This window comes from Serratia sp. LSHTC3, from assembly GCF_057197125.1.
Genome location: NZ_JBXUNP010000001.1, coordinates 365,109 through 383,123 on the forward strand (window position 1 = coordinate 365,109; position 18,015 = coordinate 383,123).

The window sequence follows — 18,015 nt, forward strand, 5'->3', positions numbered from 1 at the left end:
GCGACGCGAGATTATTGAGACCGATGTTCAGCCTTGAGCTTATCCCTCCCGTCTTCTTTTACTGTCGGTCATACTTTATATCTCTTTCGCAGTGCGTTTTATCGGCGGGCCAAGCATATAAAATGCGTTTTCATTTGTGATGATGAAATTCCTATTCGGCCATGCAATCTGGCTGTAAAAAACACTTTAAGGTAAAACAATTAGCAAAAAGTGTGATTCTGCCTGGTGTGGCAAGTGCATCTTTGATGAGTGCACTTTACGCGAGTTGATTTTGTTTTATGGGTTTCTTGCGGAGAGATTTATATAACATGATCATTTTCAGTTATTTATGCGATAGTTTTTCCTATGCCGAAAAAAATGAATTGACAGGCTGGTTTTTTTTAGGATTAATCTTAATGACTTGGTTTGGTTGGTTAACGATTTTAATAAAAAGGACGAGAATCTTATAAAAGCAAGGAGCACATATGGATTACAGAAAAGATATTCTTTTGCAGGTGTTGGAGTATATGGAAAAGAATATTGTCGAGGGGCTGACAGTTGAAAAGGTTTCCATTATATCAGGTTACTCTAAATGGCATTTGCAACGGCTGTTTAAGCATTATTTTGGTATAACGCTAGGGACTTATATAAGGAATAGAAAACTGAGTCGCTCTGCTATTCTGCTTAAACAGCACCAAGGGAACATATTGGATGTCGCCCTGGCATCCGGGTTTGCCTCTCAGCAATGTTACACGCGGGCATTCAAACGTTTCTTTGGCGAAACGCCCAACAGCTTTAGAAACAGCCGCGGATGGGATTTTTCCACGCAGATCCCGCCGTATGGCAACGATAAGAAACCCTACTTCTACCACACGGTCATGCCGGATGACATTGAGATGTTAAAGCATTACAAATCACTGATTTTTCATTCTATAAGAAAATTCAGAGATGCCGGCGACATTGCACAGACCAATGAGAAATGGTTAAGCAAGCAGCGGGGGGCATGTAATGTGGAAAAGAACAGGAGTAATAAATGGCATTCCAACAGCAAGGGGCAAGAGGTTTTTCATTCCATCTTTAACTTCTATATCCCTATGGGTAAATATATTGTCATCCCCTTTACGGGGGCGTTTTCAGAATATATTGACTTTTTCGATGTAATGTATGACGCTTATCTGCCTGCCATCAATGTCAAAATGCGGGAGAGTTTTTTTATAGAGTTATATAGGCAAGAGGATCTAAATGGCAAGGTTGTCAATGTCGATATACTTATTCCTGTGACATAGTGATGAGGCAAGAAGACATCATGAATAGAGAAAAAACTCTCGACTCGATTAATAAGCGCCATCCAGCTCGCTTTATGCTACCTTCTATATTGTCTGAACTTGGTCGAACAATCGTTGCCGGCTCAGGCCGGCAAGCCATTCAATTAACTGCGGTGTTAATTTCTCTCATGTTTTCAGGAAATGCGATGGCCAATAATCGGGAACATCAGCAAATAGCGTTAGTCGGTACCTGGACCCATATTCCGAATGCGCCTGCGGTGCAGAAACCGGCAAGACCCAGTGAAGGGCTCTATCGCCTGGCGGTTAATGGCGACGGCACGTTAACGCTGCTCGACGTGGTTAAAATGAACAGCCCATCGTGGATCGTAAAATCTCGCGATGGCCGCTTCGCCTATGCCACCAATGAGGAAAACGCGGGAACGGTGACCGCCTTGGCAATAGACGAAGCTGGCAGCGTGCGGGTGCTGAATACGGTGAGCAGTGCGGGCCAGCAGCCGACGCATGCCACCCTCAGCCCGGATGACAAGTTTCTGTTTGTCGCCAACTACTCCGTCGCCAAAGGCGGCGCGGGGATGACGGTATTGCCAATTGGCAGTGACGGCAAACTGGGTGAACGGGTGCAGCATTATCCGTTTATATCAGGTTCTGGCGCCGTGCAGGGGCGTCAGGAAGGGGGCCATGCGCACTCAACCACCTTCAGCCGCGATGGTAAATATCTGTATGCGGCGGATCTCGGCGGGGACAAGCTGCACGCCTATCGCTATCGCTCGGATAGCGCACAGCCGCTGCAGGCGGACGCATCGCGCGATGTCAGCTTTGCGCCAGGCGCCGGCCCAAGACACATGGTGTTCTCGCCGAAAGGTGAGTATGCCTATGTCATCACCGAAATGGCGGGTGAAATCGAGGTGTTTACCGTCAGCGACCATCGATTGACGCAACAAGGGAAAGTGAAACTGAACGGCGCGCAGGATTCAGCGGAGGCGAAAAGCGGCGGAGCCATTATCCTCAGCCCGAGCGGCAGATATCTTATTGCCACCAATCGCGGTGCCGATAACCATTTGCTGGTATTAAAAATTGGTGGGGATGGGCTGCCAGGGGAGACGACGCGCTATGAGGCTGGCGGCATTGAACCGCGTGCGCTCGCTTTCGATGCCACCGGCAACCATCTTTATGTCACGAATGTGTTCACCAATACCGTTACGCTGTTCGATTTCGATGATGAGACGGGTGAGTTGAAGGCCAGAGGCGAGGCGGCGACGATTGCTACGCCGACGGATATTAAATTTTTCAATTAACGCCGATCATAACGCGCGGGGGAAATCGGGTCTGAGGCGTGGAGAAGGGGGATTGCGGGTGCCAATGATGGGGAATGGCTTGATAATAAATAATGGCGTCCCCGACTGGAATCGAACCAGTAACTAGCCCTTAGGAGGGGCTTGTTATATCCGTTTAACTACGGGGACGCTGCGGACCGGCAACCGAAGCTGCCGGGGCATTATACCTTTTTTTACCCGCAGAATAAGCGCTTAGCGGCGCGTTTGCTCAATACCTCGCCAGTTCGCGCCGAAATTTCCTCGGCTAACCGACGGCGATCACGGTTTTTCCCCGCCGTGGCGCCGTTTTTCCTCTTGCACGCGCGCCGCCTTATTTTTGGCGCTCAAATCGTTGCGGATTTGCGCGTGGCTTATCAGCGCAAAGATAAAGGTGCCGCCGATGATGTTGCCCGCCAGCGTCGGCAGGGCGAACGGATAGACGAATTCCTGCCACCCAATCGCGCCGTTGAACACCAGATAGAGGATCTCCACCGAGCCGACCACGATATGCGTCAAATCGCAAATCGCCACCAGGTAGGTCATCAACACGATCACCCAGATTTTCGCCGCGCCGGCGGCCGGGAACATCCATACCATGGTGGCGATGATCCAGCCGGCCAGGATGCCGTTGGCGAACATTTCTCCCGGCGTATGGCGCATCACCTCTTCACCCAGGCTGATGAAGGCGCGGCGCGTTTCGGCATCGAACAGCGGCATATGGGTAAACGCCAGCGCCGCCAGCGCGGTGCCGATCAGATTGCCGAGCAGCACCACGCCCCACAGACGCAGCAGGATCAGCAGGTTGCGCGGCGTGGGCTTATGCATGATTGGCAACACCGCCGTGACGGTGTTTTCGGTAAACAGCTGCTGGCGCGCCATAATGACAATGATAAAACCGAAGGTGTAGCCGAGGTTCTCAATGAAAAAGCGGCTGGGATCGTCCGGCAAGCGGGCGTGGAAAATGCCTTTTGCCGCCAGCGAGGCGCCCATCGACAGCCCGGCGGCGATCGCCGACCACAGCAGCGCCAGCCCGTCGCGCTCCAGCTCTTTTTCGCCTTCCATCCGGATCTGTTCATGCACCGCCGCCGCGCGCGACGGCAGATTCTCTTCCCTGACTTCGATTTCGCGCTTGCCCTGTTCCTGCTCTTCACTCTCTACCCGCATCGTTTCATCCTGCTCATGCTCCTGGCGTTGCTGTTCGTTCATGCTGTCGCTCCTGCTCAATAAGGGTGAGGTCACGTCATTAAGCGTAGTTGCCCGGCCTAAATGCGGCGAAATACAGAAAAAGGTAACAAGAGTTAAAATCCGCCGCTTTTTTCCGCGCATTCTTGATCCTGCTCGCCATATTGGCCCCCGGCGCGCCCGCCGCAGGCTGCGTGTGGGGAAAGGCTTATGCTATGATTCGCTATCCCAAAGAAAAATATGAGTTCCCCGATGCTGGAAGCCAAAAGTCTGAGTTGCGTGCGCGATGAGCGCATCCTGTTTAGCGAACTAAGCTTTTCAGTTCAGCCGGGCGATATCATTCAGGTAGAAGGGCCGAACGGCGCGGGCAAGACCAGTTTGCTGCGCATCCTCGCCGGTCTGGCGCGGCCGGACGGCGGTGAGGTGTGCTGGCGCGGGCGCAACACGCTGCGCGATCGCGCGGCGTATCAGCAAGATTTGCTGTTTATCGGCCATCAACCGGGCATCAAAGCCGTATTGACACCCTTCGAAAATCTGCAGTTTTATCAGGCGGTGCGCGGCGCGGCTGAGCAGCAGGCCATCTGGCGCGCGCTGGAGCAGGTGGGGTTGGTGGGCTACGAAGATCTGCCGGTGGCGCAGCTTTCCGCCGGGCAGCAGCGACGGGTGGCGCTGGCGCGATTGTGGCTCAGCGCGGCGCCGCTGTGGATCCTCGATGAACCGTTGACGGCAATCGATAAACAGGGCGTGGCCGAGTTGATTAGCCTTTTTGAACAACATGCGCAGCGGGGCGGCATGGTATTGTTGACCACCCATCAGGATTTGGCCGGCGTCAGCCAAACGGTGGGCAAAATTCGTTTGGCGGAACACGACGCGGGGAGTTTGTGATGTTTTTGACTCTGGTGCGTCGCGAATTGAAGATCGCCTGCCGTAAAGGGTCGGAGATCGTCAACCCGCTGTGGTTTTTCCTGATTGTGATCACGCTGTTCCCGCTGGGGATTGGCCCTGAACCGCAGCTGCTGGCGCGCATTGCGCCGGGCATCGTGTGGGTGGCGGCGCTGCTGGCCTCGCTGCTGTCGCTGGAGCGACTGTTTCGCGACGACTTTCTCGACGGTTCGCTGGAGCAGCTGTTGCTGCTGCCGACGCCGCTGCCGATGACGGTGCTGGGCAAAGTGTGTGCTCACTGGGTTGTGACGGGATTGCCGCTGCTGATCCTGTCGCCGCTGGTGGCGCTGCTGCTGTCGCTTAATATGCAAACCTGGCTGGCGGTGGCGGGGACGCTGCTGCTCGGCACGCCGACGCTGAGCCTGATCGGCGCTATCGGCGTGGGTCTGACCGTCGGCCTGCGCAAAGGGGGCGTGCTGCTCAGCCTGCTGGTGCTGCCGCTGTATATCCCGGAGCTGATCTTCGCCACCGGCGCGATCGACGCCGCCGCGATGGGCATGCCGATTGATGGTTACCTGGCGATACTCGGCGCGATGCTGGCGGGCAGCGTGACATTGGCGCCGTTTGCCGCCGCAGCGGCGCTGCGAGTGAGCGTGCACTAGCTAACAAATTGAATGAACAGACGGGGCAAGGCCGACAAGAGCGTACCCCGCAGAAGATTTTCGCCGTTTCGAACGCTCGGAGCGGCCGACGCATAAAAATTACCGTGAGCACTGACGACAATGTGGAAATGGTTACATCAACTGGCGCGGCCTGAACGGCTGTATCACGTCTGCGGCCGCTTTATCCCCTGGCTGGGACTGGCGGCGGCGGCCTGCCTGCTGCTTGGCTGGGCATGGGGCTTTGGCTTCGCGCCGAAGGATTATCAACAGGGCGACAGCTTCCGCATCATTTATATTCACGTGCCGGCGGCCATGTGGTCGATGGGCATCTACGCCTCGATGGCGGTGGCGGCGTTTATCGGCCTGGTGTGGCAGATGAAAATGTCCGATACCGTGGTGGCGGCGATGGCGCCGATCGGCGCGGTGTTCACCTTTATCGCGCTGGTGACCGGCTCCGCCTGGGGCAAGCCGATGTGGGGCACCTGGTGGGTATGGGACGCGCGGCTGACCTCCGAGCTGGTGCTGCTGTTCCTCTATATGGGCGTCATCGCGCTGTATAACGCCTTCGAAGACCGCCGCCTGGCGGGCCGCGCCGCCGGCATTCTGGTGCTGGTGGGCGTAGTGAATATCCCGATCATCCATTTCTCCGTCGAATGGTGGAATACGTTGCATCAGGGTTCGACCAATATGCAGCAATCCATCGCGCCAAGCATGCGCACCCCGCTGCGCTGGGCAATCCTCGGCTACCTGCTGTTGTTCGTCACGCTGACGCTGATGCGCCTGCGCAATCTGATCCTGTTCCAGGAGCGCCAGCGCCCGTGGGTCGCCGGGCTGGTGAATAAGGAGCGTCAGTCATGAATGCCGCATTCGATTCCTGGTCGGCGTTTTTCGCCATGGGCGGTTATGCCTTTTATGTCTGGCTGGCGGTCGCCGCCACGCTGATTTCGCTGTTGGGGCTGGTGGCGCACACCGTCTGGCAGCGGCGGCAGTTGCTCGCCGAGATCGGCCGCCGTCAGGCGCGCGAACGGCGCATTCGCCATGCGCAACAGTCAAAACAAAAATCCGCCGCACCGCGGGAGAAATCATTGTGAATCCACGTCGTAAAAGCCGCCTTTATCTGGCGATCGTTGTGCTGATCGGCATCGCGCTGACCGCAACCCTGATGCTGTACGCGCTGCGCTCCAACATCGATCTGTTCTATACCCCGGGGGAAATCCTGCAGGGCAAGGGCGAAAACCACGAGAAGCCCGAGGTCGGCCAACGGCTGCGCATCGGCGGCATGGTGATGCCCGGCTCGGTGAAACGCGATCCCAATACGCTGCAGGTCAGCTTCAAGATTTACGACGCGCGTGGCGCGATCGGCGTAACCTACACCGGCATTCTGCCGGATCTGTTCCGTGAAGGGCAGGGCGTGGTGGCGCAAGGGGTGCTGGGCGAGGGCAACGTGGTCAATGCGCGCGAAGTGCTGGCCAAGCACGACGAGAAATACACCCCGCCGGAAGTGGCCGACGCGATGAAAGAGAATCACAAAGGGCCGGCGGAAGCGTATAACGCGCCGAAGGCTGAGGGCGCCAAGTCATGATGCCGGAACTGGGCAGTTTTCTGCTGTGCCTGGCGCTGGCGATCGCGCTGCTGCTGAGTATTTACCCGCAGTGGGGCGCGGCGCGCCAGGACAGCCGCATGATGGCGGTGGCTCGGCCGCTGACCTATGGCATGTTCGCGGCGATTGCGCTGGCGTTCCTGTGCCTGGTGCATGCTTTCGTGGTCAACGATTTTACCGTCGCCTACGTGGCCACCAACTCCAATACCCAACTGCCGGTGTATTACCGCATCGCCGCCACCTGGGGGGCGCATGAAGGTTCGCTGCTGCTGTGGGTGCTGCTGCTGAGCTGCTGGTCGCTGGCGGTGGCGTTGTGCAGCCGGGCGATGCCGCAGGATGCGGTGGCGCGGGTGTTGTCGGTGATGGGCATGATCACCGCCGGTTTCCTGCTGTTCATCATCATGACCTCCAATCCGTTCACCCGCACGCTGCCGAACTTCCCGATCGACGGCAGCGATCTCAACCCGCTGCTGCAGGATATCGGCCTGATCTTCCACCCGCCGCTGCTGTACATGGGCTATGTCGGCTTCTCGGTCGCCTTCGCGTTCGCCATCGCCTCGCTGATGGCCGGCCGGCTCGACACCGCCTGGGCGCGCTGGTCACGCCCGTGGACCACCGCCGCCTGGGTGTTCCTCACGCTGGGCATCGTGCTCGGATCGGCCTGGGCCTACTATGAGCTGGGCTGGGGCGGCTGGTGGTTCTGGGATCCGGTGGAGAACGCCTCCTTTATGCCGTGGCTGGCCGGCACCGCGCTGATGCATTCGCTGGCGGTGACCGAGAAACGCGGCACGTTCAAAGCCTGGACGGTGTTGCTGGCGATCACCGCTTTCTCGCTGTGCCTGCTGGGCACCTTCCTGGTGCGCTCCGGCGTGCTGGTCTCGGTGCACTCTTTCGCCTCCGACCCGGCGCGCGGCATGTTTATTCTCGCCTATCTGGTGATCGTCATCGGCGGTTCGCTGCTGCTGTACGCGGTCAAGGGCGGCCAGGTGCGCAGCCGGGTGCAGCACGAGACCTTCTCGCGCGAGACCTTCCTGCTGGGCAACAACGTGCTGCTGATCGCCGCCATGCTGGTGGTGCTGTTGGGCACGCTGCTGCCGCTGGTGCACAAACAGCTGGGGCTGGGCAGCATCTCGATCGGCGAGCCGTTCTTCAACACCATGTTCACCTGGCTGATGGCGCCGCTGGCGCTGCTGTTGGGCATCGGGCCGCTGGTGCGCTGGCGCCGCGATGAGCCGGGCAAACTGTGGCGCCGCCTCGGCGTGGCGCTGCTGGCGACGCTGGTGCTGTCGATTCTGCTGCCGTGGTTGCTGCAGGACAGCATCGCCGGCATGACGGTGGTGGGCCTGATCATGGCGCTGTGGGTGATCATCCTGACGCTGATGGAGCTGCATGAGCGCGCCACCCACCGCCACGGTTTCTGGCGCGGTCTGCGGCAGCTGTCTCGCAGCCACTGGGGCATGGTGCTCGGCCACCTCGGCGTGGCGGTGACGGTAATCGGCATCGCCTTCAGCCAGAATTACAGCGTGGAGCGCGACGTGCGGATGAAGGCCGGCGACAGCGTGGATATCCACAACTATCACTTCGTGTTCCGCGACGTGCATGACATTCGCGGCCCGAACTACAGCGGCGGCGTCGGCATCATCGACGTCACGCGCAACGGCAAGCCGGAGGCGACGCTGCACGCGGAGAAACGTTACTACAGCGTGGCGCGCAGCATGATGACCGAGGCGGCGATCGACGGCGGGTTCAGCCGCGATCTGTACGCGGCGCTGGGCGAGGAGCTGGAAGACGGTTCCTGGGCGGTGCGCCTGTATTACAAACCCTTCGTGCGCTGGATCTGGTTCGGCGGTGTCTTTATGGCGATCGGCGGCCTGCTGTGCATTCTCGACCCGCGTTATCGCATGAGCAAAAAGCTCAAGCGTGAAGGCAAACTGGAGGCGCAATCATGAAGCGTAAGCTGCTGTTTATCCCGTTGGTGCTCTTCCTGCTGCTGGTGGCGGCCCTGATGGTGCAGCTCACGCGCAACGCGGGCGGCGAAGATCCGACCATGCTGGAGTCGGCGCTGATCGGTAAGCCGGTGCCGACCTTCAGGCTGGAATCGTTGGATCAGCCGGGCAAAACCTACGATCAGGCGGTGCTGCGCGACGGCAAGCCGATCTTGCTCAACGTCTGGGCCACCTGGTGCCCAACCTGCCGCGCGGAACATCAGTATCTCAATACGCTGGCGGCGCGCGGCGTACGGGTGGTCGGCCTGAACTACAAAGACGATCGCGCCAAGGCGGTGACCTGGCTCAACTCTCTCGGCAATCCCTACGCCCTCAGTCTGTACGACGGCGACGGCATGCTGGGGTTGGATCTCGGGGTGTACGGCGCGCCTGAGACCTTCCTTATCGACGGCCAGGGGATTATTCGCTATCGCCACGCCGGCGACATGAATGAGCGCGTCTGGCAGCAGGAAGTGCTGCCGCTGTATAAAAAGTACGGGGGTGAGGCATGAGGCTGATTGTTCTGCTGTGCGCCGCGCTGCTGAGCTGGAGCGCCGCCGCGGCGATCGATACCTATCGCTTCAACTCCGTCGAGCAGGAGCAGCAGTATCGCGAGTTGACCGAACAGCTGCGCTGCCCGAAATGCCAAAACAACAGCATTGCCGATTCCAACGCCATTATCGCCGCCGACATGCGCACCAAGGTGTACGAGCTGATGATGCAGGGGCAAAGCAAGCAGCAGATCATCGATTACATGGTGGCGCGTTATGGCAACTTCGTCACCTACGAGCCGCCGGTAACGCCGGCGACGCTGATCTTGTGGATCGGCCCGCTGCTGTTCGTATTGATCGGCGGGGCAGTGGTGATCCTGCGCACCCGTCGCAAGCCCGACGCGGCGGTGGACGATGCATTCTCCGAACGGGAACGGCAGCGCCTGGCTGCGCTGTTGCAAGAGACTGACAGGAAGAAACCCTAATGGCTTTTTGGCTGATTATTTGCGTGTTGCTGGCCGGCGCTGCCGCGTTGCTGGTGGTGCCGGCGATGCGCCTCGGCAAGCAGAGCGCCGCCACGCGCGATGCGCTGAACAAGGCGTTTTATCAGGATCGCCTCAGCGAGTTGGAGCAGGATGAGCAGCAGGGCGTGGTGGCCGAGCGCCCGGAACTGGTCAAAGAGCTGCAACAGAACCTGTTGAACGACATCCCGGCCGAGCAGATGGCGCAGGCGAAGCCGATCAACCGCTGGGCGCTGGTGCCGGGCGTGCTGTTACTGCTGGCGGTGACCGTTGGCTTTTATCTGAAAACCGGCGGGCTGGCGCAGGTGCTGGACTGGCGTCTGGTGCAGGCGCAAATGCCGGAATTGCGCGAGCGCGTTGCCAATGAGCGCGCCAAACCGCTGAGCATGGAAGAGATTGCTCGCCTCGGGCTGGGGCTGCGCACCGCGCTGCAACAGGACGATCGCAACATCAGTGACTGGATGATGCTGGGGCGCGTCGGCATGGCGCTGAATAATGCCACCACCGCTACGCAGGCGTTTGCTCATGCTTATCAATTGGATCCGAATAGTCTGGAAGTGCGGCTCGGCTATGCCGAGGTCTTGACGCGCTCCAACGATCCGGAGGATAACAAGCAGGCGGCGCAGCTGTTGCGGCGCATGATCGCGGAAAACCACGGCGATCCGCGGGTGCTGAGCCTGCTGGCGTTCAATGCCTTCGAACAGGGCGATTTCAAGCAGGCGATCGGCGCCTGGCAGGTGATGCTGCAGCTGCTGCCGGCCAACGATCCGCGCGCGGAAGTGATAAAGCGCAGTATTGCACAAGCAAAAGCCCAGGCAGGCGGAGAAAATGTTAAACTGAATGTGACCGTTGCGCTGTCACCGCAGGCGGCGAAAGCCATGCCGCCGCAGGGGACGCTGGTCATTTCGGTCACCGACGGCGTCAGCCCGGTGCCGGTCGCGGTAAAACAATTGCCGCTGAGCCGTTTTCCGCTGTCTTTCTCACTGGATGACAGCAACGCCATGATGCCCGAGCGTCTGCTCTCGGCGCAGCATCAGGTGCAGGTGCGTGTGCGCCTCTCACAGGACGGATTGGCCACGCCGCAGCCGGGGGACTGGTTCGGCGAAAGCTCGCTGCAGACATTCAGCGGTAAAGAGCAGGTTAGCGTTCAGATAAACAAGCAGGTCCCTGAAAAATAAGACCGAACGTGTTTTTATGGAGAAAAATATGAACTTTCGCCTGACTGGGGTGGCATTCGCAACGGTATTACTGGTGGGCTGTGCCAGCGCGCCAGACAACGATCCGCAAGGGCGTTCCGATCCGCTGGAAGGATTTAACCGGACGATGTTCGACTTCAACTACAACGTCCTGGATCCTTATATCCTGCGTCCGGTCGCGGTGGCCTGGCGCGACTACGTGCCGATGCCGGCGCGTAACGGCATCAGCAACTTCACCTCTAACCTGGAAGAGCCGGCCAGCATGGTCAACGCCTTCCTCAAGGGCGATCCCTACCGCGGGATGATCCACTTCAACCGTTTCTTCCTGAACACCCTGCTCGGGATGGGCGGCCTGATCGACGTGGCCGGCATGGCCAACCCGAAACTGGCGCGCGAAGAGCCGAACCGTTTCGGCAGCACGTTGGGGCATTACGATGTGGGCTACGGTCCGTACGTGATGCTGCCGGGCTACGGCAGCTTCACGCTGCGTGAAGACGGCGGCGACTTTGCGGATACGCTGTATCCGATGCTGAGCTACCTGACTTTCTGGATGTCGGCGGGCAAATGGGTGGTCGAGGGTATCGAAACCCGCGCTCAACTGCTGGATTCCGACGGCCTGCTGCGCAACTCCTCCGATCCTTATGTCATGGTGCGCGAAGCTTACTTCCAGCGCCACGACTTCATCGCCAACGGCGGTTCGCTCAAGCCGGAAGAGAACCCGAACGCCAAGGCGATTCAGGGCGATCTGGACGAGATCGACTCGCAGTAACCGCCGGCCTTATGCCAATGAAAACCCGCCGTCTGGCGGGTTTTTTTACGCCCGCGGCGAGCGACAGGCAAAGAAAAAGCGCCCCGCGGGGCGCTTTGGCATCCATCTCAGGCGAGATTAGAAGCGGTAGTTGAAGTTGGCGCCGTACAGCCAGGCCTTGCCTTCGGAGGTGAAGGTGTAAGGACCTTCATTGATGGTGACTTTCTGGCCGTGCATGTAGGACACGCCGACGTCAACCGAGGCGTCTTTGTTGAACGCATAGGTGGTACCGGCACTCAGCCAGAAACGGTCCTGATCCGGAATGGAGATCGAACGGTTTTGGGCAGGCACCGGGCTGTCATCGAAGGCGATACCGGTACGGAAGGTCCAGTTATCGTCGTAGAAGTAGGTGGTGCCCAGCGCGATGCGGTAAGCGTCTTTGAAGCCTTCATGCTTCTGGAACAGCGTCTGGCCGTTGTTGCCGGTGGCTTTCAGCTCCTGGAACTGGCTCCAGCTGGTGTAGGCCAGGCTGTAGTGGATAGCCCACTGCGGCGCCACTTTGTTGTAGCCGGACAGTTCCCACATTTCCGGCAGGTGCAGGCTCAGAGAACCCGGAATGGTGGTGCCGTTGGTGCCCCACGGCAGACCTTTAGAGGCCAGCAACGGGTTGAAGGCTGAAGGCAGGCTGCTTTTGTAATCGCCGTCAAAGTCGATTTTCACTTCTGAGCGATAGGTGAAGCCGTAACGGTTGTTTTCATCCACTTCGTACAGAATACCGGCGTTCCAGCCGAAGCCCCATTCGTCGCCTTTCAGGTGCGAAATCTGGGTATCTGCCGGGATCTGCGAAACCGGGCCGGCCAACTGCGGCGGTAACTGGCCCGATCCGGCGATCAGTTTTGGCAGATCGCCGGCATAGCGCTCGAGTTTGGCCTTGGCATAAACGGCGTCAAAGCCCAGACCGAAGCTGAAGTTCTTGTTCAGGCGATAAGCGCCGCTCAGGTTAAGGTTCAAGGTTTCCAGGTCGGTTTTGCCGCCCATGGAACCCGCCGCGTAACCGTCGTTGTATTCGGTCGCCAAACCGAAGTTGCTGGTGACCGAGCCGCCTACGGCGAATTGATCGTTAATCGGGTGAACATAATGCAGGTTCGGCACCCAGGCGGTCGGCGCGATGTTTTTCGCATCCAGACTGGCGCCGGAAGGGGATTGGCCACTGATATCGACGTCCGGATCGATGAAGACTGCGCCGAAAGAGAGTTCCGGGCGGGTATACATCATCAGCAACGCCGGGTTGCGGCTTGCGGAGGCCGCCGTATCCGCCATGGCGCCTTCGCCAGAATACGAACGTCCTAAACCAGCTGATGAGAACTCATTCAGCTGGAATCCTGCGGCAGACACGTTTGAAGAAATAATTGCCACTGCAGCTGCGAGAGCTGATTTAGTCAATAGGTTTTTCTGGCTCATGACCAAAACCTCATTATGTGTTTATTATTTAAACTATTGTTACACGAAGTAACAAGGAGCGCGGGATTGTAGGGTCCGTTATCGTTCAGACAAATCAGACCAGTGGCTGAAGTATAGGTCTGACCTGTGAAAATGTTGCAAGTTTGTTTTTGAAATATTTCCAACCTGATATCAAAAAAGAGATCTGCTTAACAAAAAGCCAGCGGTAAATAACAAAATTCTTACCATTCCTTAGCAGTCGCTCATTTTTATTTGTGATTTCCATCACTTAAAACACCCAGTAAAAGTAAGTGCTAGTGATTGCCGGCGCGGAAGCGTAAAATACCTGCAGAATTTTGTGGCTTTGTGCCGGTGAGTGAAACGGCAATTTGGGCTGATAACCGAGGCCCTTGAGGAGAACCAATCATGTCAGATGCAATTAATAAATGCAGCGCCCAGGAAACCGCCGCGTGTTGCTGCGTGGATGTCGGCACCGTGATGGATAACACCGATTGCACCGCATCCTACAGCCAGGTGTTCAGTAATCAACACGATGCGGAGGCGATGTTGGCGGCCCTGAGCGAAAAGGCGCGTGCGGTCGAATCCGACCCTTGTGACATCAGCAGTAGCATTAAACCGGTTGACGGCGGCGTGCAATTGGAGGCCGATTTCACCTTCGCCTGCCAGGCGGAAACTCTGATCTTCCAGCTCGGCCTGCGTTAATCCCGGCTTTACCCCCGGCGCCGCCTGTTGTGCGCCGGGGATTTACTTTCCCGTACCCCCTCCCGATAGAAAGTGCGCCTGCTCGCAGTTTTGATCTCTGCCGGTTTGCCAAATGTAACCGTTTGGTTAACAATGACCTCATCAGGTCAGACCTCTTTCTGCCCATTGCGCTGACGTTATTTTCTTCAGGAGCATTTATGAGTAAGGCACTGCCGTTGGTGACCCGTCATGGTGACCGCATTGCGATTGTGAATGGACTGCGTACCCCCTTTGCCAAACAGGCGACCGCCTATCACGGCATTCCGGCGGTGGATTTAGGGAAAACGGCGGTGAGCGAGCTGTTGGCGCGCAGCGGTATCGATCCGCAGCTTATCGAGCAGTTGGTGTTCGGCCAGGTGGTGCAAATGCCCGAGGCGCCGAACATCGCGCGTGAAATCGTGCTGGGCACCGGCATGAGCGTCCATACCGACGCCTACAGCGTGTCGCGCGCCTGCGCCACCAGCTTCCAGGCGATCGCCAACGTGGCGGAGAGCATCATGGCCGGCAGCATCAGCGTCGGCATCGCCGGCGGGGCGGACTCTTCTTCCGTCTTGCCGATCGGCGTCAGCAAGGCGTTGGCGCGCACGTTGGTGGACGTCAACAAGGCGCGCACGCTGTCGCAGCGCCTCAAATTGTTCAGCCGGCTGAAATTCCGCGATCTGATGCCGGTGCCGCCGGCGGTGGCGGAGTATTCCACCGGCCTGCGCATGGGCGATACCGCCGAACAGATGGCGAAAAGCCACGGCATCACCCGTGAAGCGCAAGATGCGCTGGCGCACCGTTCCCACGAGCTGGCGGCCAAGGCCTGGCGGGAGGGGTGGCTGCGCGATGAGGTGATGACCGCCTACGTGCCGCCATACCGCGCGCAGCTTTCCGAAGACAACAACATCCGTAAAGACTCCAGCCTGGCGTCCTACGCCAAGCTGAAACCGGCGTTCGATCGCAAACACGGCAGCGTCACTGCGGCCAACAGCACGCCGTTGACCGACGGCGCGGCGGCGGTACTGATGATGAGCGAATCGCGCGCCAAAGAGCTGGGCCTGCAGCCGCTCGGCTATCTGCGCAGCTTCGCTTTCGCCGCCATCGACGTGTGGGAAGACATGCTGCTGGGGCCTTCCTACGCCACGCCGCTGGCGCTGGATCGCGCCGGCATTGGTCTGGCCGATCTGACGCTCATCGATATGCATGAAGCTTTCGCCGCGCAAACGCTGGCTAACCTGAAGATGTTCGCCAGCGAAGCGTTCGCCCGTGAGAAGCTTGGCCGCAGCCAGGCGATCGGCGAGGTGGACATGGACAAATTCAACGTCCTGGGCGGTTCCATCGCCTATGGCCACCCGTTCGCCGCCACCGGCGCGCGCATGATCACCCAGACGCTGCGTGAGCTGAAACGCCGCGGCGGCGGGCTGGGCCTGACCACCGCCTGCGCCGCCGGCGGGTTAGGGGCCGCGATGATCGTGGAGGTGGAATAATGAGTTTCGAAAACGCATTGCATGAACAGCGCGCCAAACCGTCGGCCTTTCAACTGACGATCCGCCCCGACAACATCGGGGTGATCACCATCGACGTGCCGGGCGACAAGGTCAATACGCTCAAGGCCGAGTTCGTCGAACAGGTGAACGACGTGCTGATCCGGGCGCAGCAGCACACTGCACTGGAAGGGCTGGTGATCGTTTCCGGCAAGCCGGACTCGTTTATCGCCGGCGCCGACATCACCATGATCGCCGCCTGCACCAGCGCCAAAGAGGCGGAAACGCTGGCCAAGAAAGGGCAGAGCACGCTGGCGCAGATCGCCGCTTTCCCGGTGCCGGTGGTCGCGGCCATCCACGGCGCCTGCCTGGGCGGCGGGCTGGAATTGGCGCTGGCCTGCCACGGCCGCGTCTCTTCGCTGGATGACAAAACCGCGCTCGGTCTGCCGGAAGTGCAGCTGGGCCTGCTGCCGGGCTCTGGCGGCACTCAGCGCCTGCCGCGCCTGATAGGCGCCGCCAAGGCGCTGGACATGATCCTGACCGGCAAGCACATTCGCGCCCGCCAGGCGCTGCGCATGGGGCTGGTGGACGACGCCGTGCCGCAATCGATCCTGTTGCAGACCGCCATCGAGCGGGTGAAACAGGGCTGGAAACATCAGCGCGAGCTGCCGTGGCAGGATCGCCTGCTCAATGGCCCGTTGGGCAGAAATCTGCTGTTCAGCATCGTGCGCAAGAAAACGTTGGCGAAAACCCACGGTAACTACCCGGCGGCGGAGCGCATTATTCAGGTGGTGCGCACCGGGCTGGATCACGGCAGCGCCAGCGGCTATGAGGCCGAAGCGCGCGCCTTTGGCGAGCTGGCGATGACGCCGCAGTCGGCGGCGTTGCGCAGCTTGTTCTTCGCCTCCACCGCGCTGAAAAAAGAGCGGGGCGGCAATGCTCAGCCGCATGCCCTGCATCGCGTCGGCATTCTCGGCGGCGGCCTGATGGGCGGCGGCATCGCCTGTGTCACCGCCACGCGCGGCGGTTTGCCGGTGCGCATCAAAGACATCAATGAAACCGGCATCAATCATGCGCTGAAATACAGCTGGGACGTGCTCGGCAAACGGGTACGCAGCAAGCGCATGCGCCCGGCGGAGCGGCAAAAGCAGATGATGCTGATCTCCGGCTCCACCGATTACACCGGCTTCGAGCAGGTGGATATCGTGGTCGAGGCGGTGTTTGAGGATCTGGCGCTGAAGCAGAAAATGGTGGCCGAGGTCGAAGCGAACTGCGCGCCGCATACCGTGTTCGCCTCCAACACCTCTTCGCTGCCTATCGGCCACATCGCCGAACAGGCCCAGCGGCCGCAGCAGGTGATCGGTCTGCACTACTTCAGCCCGGTGGATAAAATGCCGCTGGTGGAAGTGATCCCGCACGCCGGCACCAGCGAACAAACCATCGCCACCACCGTAGCGCTGGCGCACAAGCAGGGCAAGACTGCCATCGTGGTGGGCGACAGCGCCGGTTTTTATGTCAACCGCATCCTGGCGCCGTACATCAACGAAGCGGCGCGCTGCCTGCTGGAAGGCGAGCCCATTGAATCGCTGGACAAAGCGCTGGTGGACTTCGGCTTCCCGGTCGGCCCTATCACCCTGTTGGACGAAGTGGGCATCGACGTCGGCACCAAGATCATTCCGGTGCTGGTTGAGGCGCTGGGGCCGCGCTTCGCCGCGCCTGCCGCGTTCGATGCGGTGCTGAAGGACGGGCGCAAAGGGCGCAAGAACGGCCGCGGCTTCTATCTCTACCCGAGCGAAGGGCAGCAGCGGCAGCGGCGTAAACGCGCGGATACCTCATTGTATACGTTGCTCGGCGTCACGCCGAAGGCGCACATGCTGCCGGCGACCGTCGCCCAGCGCTGCGTGATGATGATGCTGAACGAAGCGGCGCGCTGCCTGGATGAAGGCGTGATCCGCAGCGCGCGCGACGGCGATATCGGTGCGGTGTTCGGCATCGGTTTCCCGCCGTTCCTCGGCGGCCCGTTCCGCTATATGGACGAGCTCGGCGCCGAGAAAGTGGTGAAGACGCTGGACTACCTGCGCCAGCAGCACGGCGAGCACTTCGCGCCGTGCGAGCGCTTGCAGCGCATGGCGCAGCAGGGCGAGCGCTTTTACCCGCTGGGGAGCTGAACGCAGGGCGGCCCGATTTGCACTATAGTTGCAACAGGGCCGCGTTGTGATCGCCATCACTCCTTGCGACAGCGTCAGCCGGTGAGGCTGTACAGCAAGGCTGAGGCAGCGGTAAGTTAGCTTGACCGCCATCAATAAATTTCATGGCGGCAAGGTTAAAATTTAACCCGTTGAATTGATTGTTCTGTGAGCAATCGAGGTTTGCCCGGGGAGGGTTGCTGTAAAAAACAGCGTTTTCTTTAGGCAAACTTTCAGGCAAAATGCCCGGCCGCCATAAAGAGACGGCGCGTTATCGTTTTAAAGCTTTGGCTTTGGGTTGGAAAACTCGGCGGTA

General features: G+C 59.3%; 17 protein-coding genes and 1 tRNA gene. 15 read left to right on the top strand and 3 right to left on the bottom strand.

The features are described 5' to 3' along the window. Nucleotides 1–464 precede the first annotated feature (464 nt). The gene (locus AC2CGI_RS01775) at nucleotides 465–1,265 is read left to right on the top strand and encodes a helix-turn-helix domain-containing protein (protein WP_076740571.1); all 801 of its coding nucleotides are present in this window, start codon (nucleotides 465–467) and stop codon (nucleotides 1,263–1,265) included. Nucleotides 1,266–1,285: 20 nt separating this feature from the next. Then, on the top strand, nucleotides 1,286–2,560 hold the full coding sequence (locus tag AC2CGI_RS01780; RefSeq protein WP_242517195.1) for a lactonase family protein: 1,275 nt from the start codon (nucleotides 1,286–1,288) through the stop codon (nucleotides 2,558–2,560). A gap of 93 nt (nucleotides 2,561–2,653) precedes the next feature. On the opposite strand, the gene AC2CGI_RS01785 is transcribed toward AC2CGI_RS01780, so the two are convergent. Both AC2CGI_RS01785 and AC2CGI_RS01790 read right to left on the bottom strand, forming a co-directional pair. Continuing rightward, nucleotides 2,654–2,728 (bottom strand) — tRNA-Arg (locus AC2CGI_RS01785). Between the two features lie 129 nt (nucleotides 2,729–2,857). After that, nucleotides 2,858–3,784, bottom strand: coding sequence for a formate/nitrite transporter family protein (locus AC2CGI_RS01790; protein WP_076740573.1), 927 nt, complete (start codon nucleotides 3,782–3,784; stop codon nucleotides 2,858–2,860). A 228-nt stretch (nucleotides 3,785–4,012) separates the two neighbouring features. On the opposite strand from AC2CGI_RS01790, the gene ccmA reads away from it, so the two are divergent. The 10 genes from ccmA to mlaA all read left to right on the top strand — a co-directional run bounded on the left by ccmA (nucleotide 4,013) and on the right by mlaA (nucleotide 11,866). Next, complete coding sequence (gene ccmA, locus AC2CGI_RS01795; RefSeq protein ID WP_004936275.1) at nucleotides 4,013–4,645, top strand: cytochrome c biogenesis heme-transporting ATPase CcmA; 633 nt, start codon at nucleotides 4,013–4,015, stop codon at nucleotides 4,643–4,645. Next, nucleotides 4,645–5,304 carry a heme exporter protein CcmB gene (gene ccmB / locus AC2CGI_RS01800; RefSeq protein ID WP_076740574.1) on the top strand — a complete coding sequence of 220 codons (660 nt, stop codon included), beginning with the start codon at nucleotides 4,645–4,647 and terminating at the stop codon, nucleotides 5,302–5,304. Before ccmA ends, ccmB begins: the two co-directional genes overlap by 1 nt. Before the next feature lie 120 nt (nucleotides 5,305–5,424). Next, nucleotides 5,425–6,162: a heme ABC transporter permease gene (locus AC2CGI_RS01805; protein WP_004936270.1), complete on the top strand. Its 738-nt coding sequence runs from the start codon at nucleotides 5,425–5,427 to the stop codon at nucleotides 6,160–6,162. After that, nucleotides 6,159–6,395: a heme exporter protein CcmD gene (gene ccmD / locus AC2CGI_RS01810; protein WP_004936267.1), complete on the top strand. Its 237-nt coding sequence runs from the start codon at nucleotides 6,159–6,161 to the stop codon at nucleotides 6,393–6,395. Before AC2CGI_RS01805 ends, ccmD begins: the two co-directional genes overlap by 4 nt. Next, nucleotides 6,392–6,886, top strand: coding sequence for a cytochrome c maturation protein CcmE (gene ccmE, locus AC2CGI_RS01815; protein WP_076740575.1), 495 nt, complete (start codon nucleotides 6,392–6,394; stop codon nucleotides 6,884–6,886). Before ccmD ends, ccmE begins: the two co-directional genes overlap by 4 nt. After that, nucleotides 6,883–8,853: a heme lyase CcmF/NrfE family subunit gene (locus tag AC2CGI_RS01820; RefSeq protein WP_015378624.1), complete on the top strand. Its 1,971-nt coding sequence runs from the start codon at nucleotides 6,883–6,885 to the stop codon at nucleotides 8,851–8,853. Before ccmE ends, AC2CGI_RS01820 begins: the two co-directional genes overlap by 4 nt. Continuing rightward, nucleotides 8,850–9,401 carry a DsbE family thiol:disulfide interchange protein gene (locus AC2CGI_RS01825; RefSeq protein ID WP_015378623.1) on the top strand — a complete coding sequence of 184 codons (552 nt, stop codon included), beginning with the start codon at nucleotides 8,850–8,852 and terminating at the stop codon, nucleotides 9,399–9,401. Before AC2CGI_RS01820 ends, AC2CGI_RS01825 begins: the two co-directional genes overlap by 4 nt. Continuing rightward, on the top strand, nucleotides 9,398–9,865 hold the full coding sequence (locus tag AC2CGI_RS01830) for a cytochrome c-type biogenesis protein (RefSeq protein ID WP_015378622.1): 468 nt from the start codon (nucleotides 9,398–9,400) through the stop codon (nucleotides 9,863–9,865). The genes AC2CGI_RS01825 and AC2CGI_RS01830 overlap by 4 nt, the downstream gene beginning before the upstream one ends. Then, nucleotides 9,865–11,079, top strand: coding sequence for a c-type cytochrome biogenesis protein CcmI (gene ccmI, locus AC2CGI_RS01835; protein WP_021505591.1), 1,215 nt, complete (start codon nucleotides 9,865–9,867; stop codon nucleotides 11,077–11,079). The genes AC2CGI_RS01830 and ccmI overlap by 1 nt, the downstream gene beginning before the upstream one ends. A 28-nt stretch (nucleotides 11,080–11,107) precedes the next feature. Further along, the gene (gene mlaA, locus AC2CGI_RS01840; protein ID WP_004936247.1) at nucleotides 11,108–11,866 is read left to right on the top strand and encodes a phospholipid-binding lipoprotein MlaA; all 759 of its coding nucleotides are present in this window, start codon (nucleotides 11,108–11,110) and stop codon (nucleotides 11,864–11,866) included. Between the two features lie 117 nt (nucleotides 11,867–11,983). On the opposite strand, the gene fadL is transcribed toward mlaA, so the two are convergent. Then, nucleotides 11,984–13,306: a long-chain fatty acid transporter FadL gene (gene fadL / locus AC2CGI_RS01845; RefSeq protein ID WP_033632473.1), complete on the bottom strand. Its 1,323-nt coding sequence runs from the start codon at nucleotides 13,304–13,306 to the stop codon at nucleotides 11,984–11,986. Nucleotides 13,307–13,711: 405 nt separating this feature from the next. Between fadL and AC2CGI_RS01850 the strand changes: the two genes are divergently transcribed. From AC2CGI_RS01850 to fadJ, 3 genes are all read left to right on the top strand, one after another. Continuing rightward, on the top strand, nucleotides 13,712–14,008 hold the full coding sequence (locus AC2CGI_RS01850; RefSeq protein ID WP_004936240.1) for a YfcZ/YiiS family protein: 297 nt from the start codon (nucleotides 13,712–13,714) through the stop codon (nucleotides 14,006–14,008). Between the two features lie 197 nt (nucleotides 14,009–14,205). Next, entirely contained in the window at nucleotides 14,206–15,516 is a 1,311-nt protein-coding gene (gene fadI, locus AC2CGI_RS01855; protein ID WP_004936237.1) for an acetyl-CoA C-acyltransferase FadI, read from the top strand. Further along, nucleotides 15,516–17,681, top strand: a complete 2,166-nt coding sequence (gene fadJ / locus AC2CGI_RS01860; protein WP_076740576.1) for a fatty acid oxidation complex subunit alpha FadJ — start codon at nucleotides 15,516–15,518, stop codon at nucleotides 17,679–17,681. The genes fadI and fadJ overlap by 1 nt, the downstream gene beginning before the upstream one ends. The last annotated feature ends 334 nt before the right edge of the window (nucleotides 17,682–18,015 follow it).

Bases quoted from the DNA above. Each gene is read 5' to 3' on its own strand.
- AC2CGI_RS01775 (WP_076740571.1), top strand. From the start codon at position 465: ATGGATTACAGAAAAGATATTCTTTTGCAGGTGTTGGAGTATATGGAA.
- AC2CGI_RS01780 (WP_242517195.1), top strand. From the start codon at position 1,286: ATGAATAGAGAAAAAACTCTCGACTCGATTAATAAGCGCCATCCAGCT.
- AC2CGI_RS01790 (WP_076740573.1), bottom strand. From the start codon at position 3,784: ATGAACGAACAGCAACGCCAGGAGCATGAGCAGGATGAAACGATGCGG.
- ccmA (WP_004936275.1), top strand. From the start codon at position 4,013: ATGCTGGAAGCCAAAAGTCTGAGTTGCGTGCGCGATGAGCGCATCCTG.
- ccmB (WP_076740574.1), top strand. From the start codon at position 4,645: ATGTTTTTGACTCTGGTGCGTCGCGAATTGAAGATCGCCTGCCGTAAA.
- AC2CGI_RS01805 (WP_004936270.1), top strand. From the start codon at position 5,425: ATGTGGAAATGGTTACATCAACTGGCGCGGCCTGAACGGCTGTATCAC.
- ccmD (WP_004936267.1), top strand. From the start codon at position 6,159: ATGAATGCCGCATTCGATTCCTGGTCGGCGTTTTTCGCCATGGGCGGT.
- AC2CGI_RS01820 (WP_015378624.1), top strand. From the start codon at position 6,883: ATGATGCCGGAACTGGGCAGTTTTCTGCTGTGCCTGGCGCTGGCGATC.
- AC2CGI_RS01825 (WP_015378623.1), top strand. From the start codon at position 8,850: ATGAAGCGTAAGCTGCTGTTTATCCCGTTGGTGCTCTTCCTGCTGCTG.
- AC2CGI_RS01830 (WP_015378622.1), top strand. From the start codon at position 9,398: ATGAGGCTGATTGTTCTGCTGTGCGCCGCGCTGCTGAGCTGGAGCGCC.
- ccmI (WP_021505591.1), top strand. From the start codon at position 9,865: ATGGCTTTTTGGCTGATTATTTGCGTGTTGCTGGCCGGCGCTGCCGCG.
- mlaA (WP_004936247.1), top strand. From the start codon at position 11,108: ATGAACTTTCGCCTGACTGGGGTGGCATTCGCAACGGTATTACTGGTG.
- fadL (WP_033632473.1), bottom strand. From the start codon at position 13,306: ATGAGCCAGAAAAACCTATTGACTAAATCAGCTCTCGCAGCTGCAGTG.
- AC2CGI_RS01850 (WP_004936240.1), top strand. From the start codon at position 13,712: ATGTCAGATGCAATTAATAAATGCAGCGCCCAGGAAACCGCCGCGTGT.
- fadI (WP_004936237.1), top strand. From the start codon at position 14,206: ATGAGTAAGGCACTGCCGTTGGTGACCCGTCATGGTGACCGCATTGCG.
- fadJ (WP_076740576.1), top strand. From the start codon at position 15,516: ATGAGTTTCGAAAACGCATTGCATGAACAGCGCGCCAAACCGTCGGCC.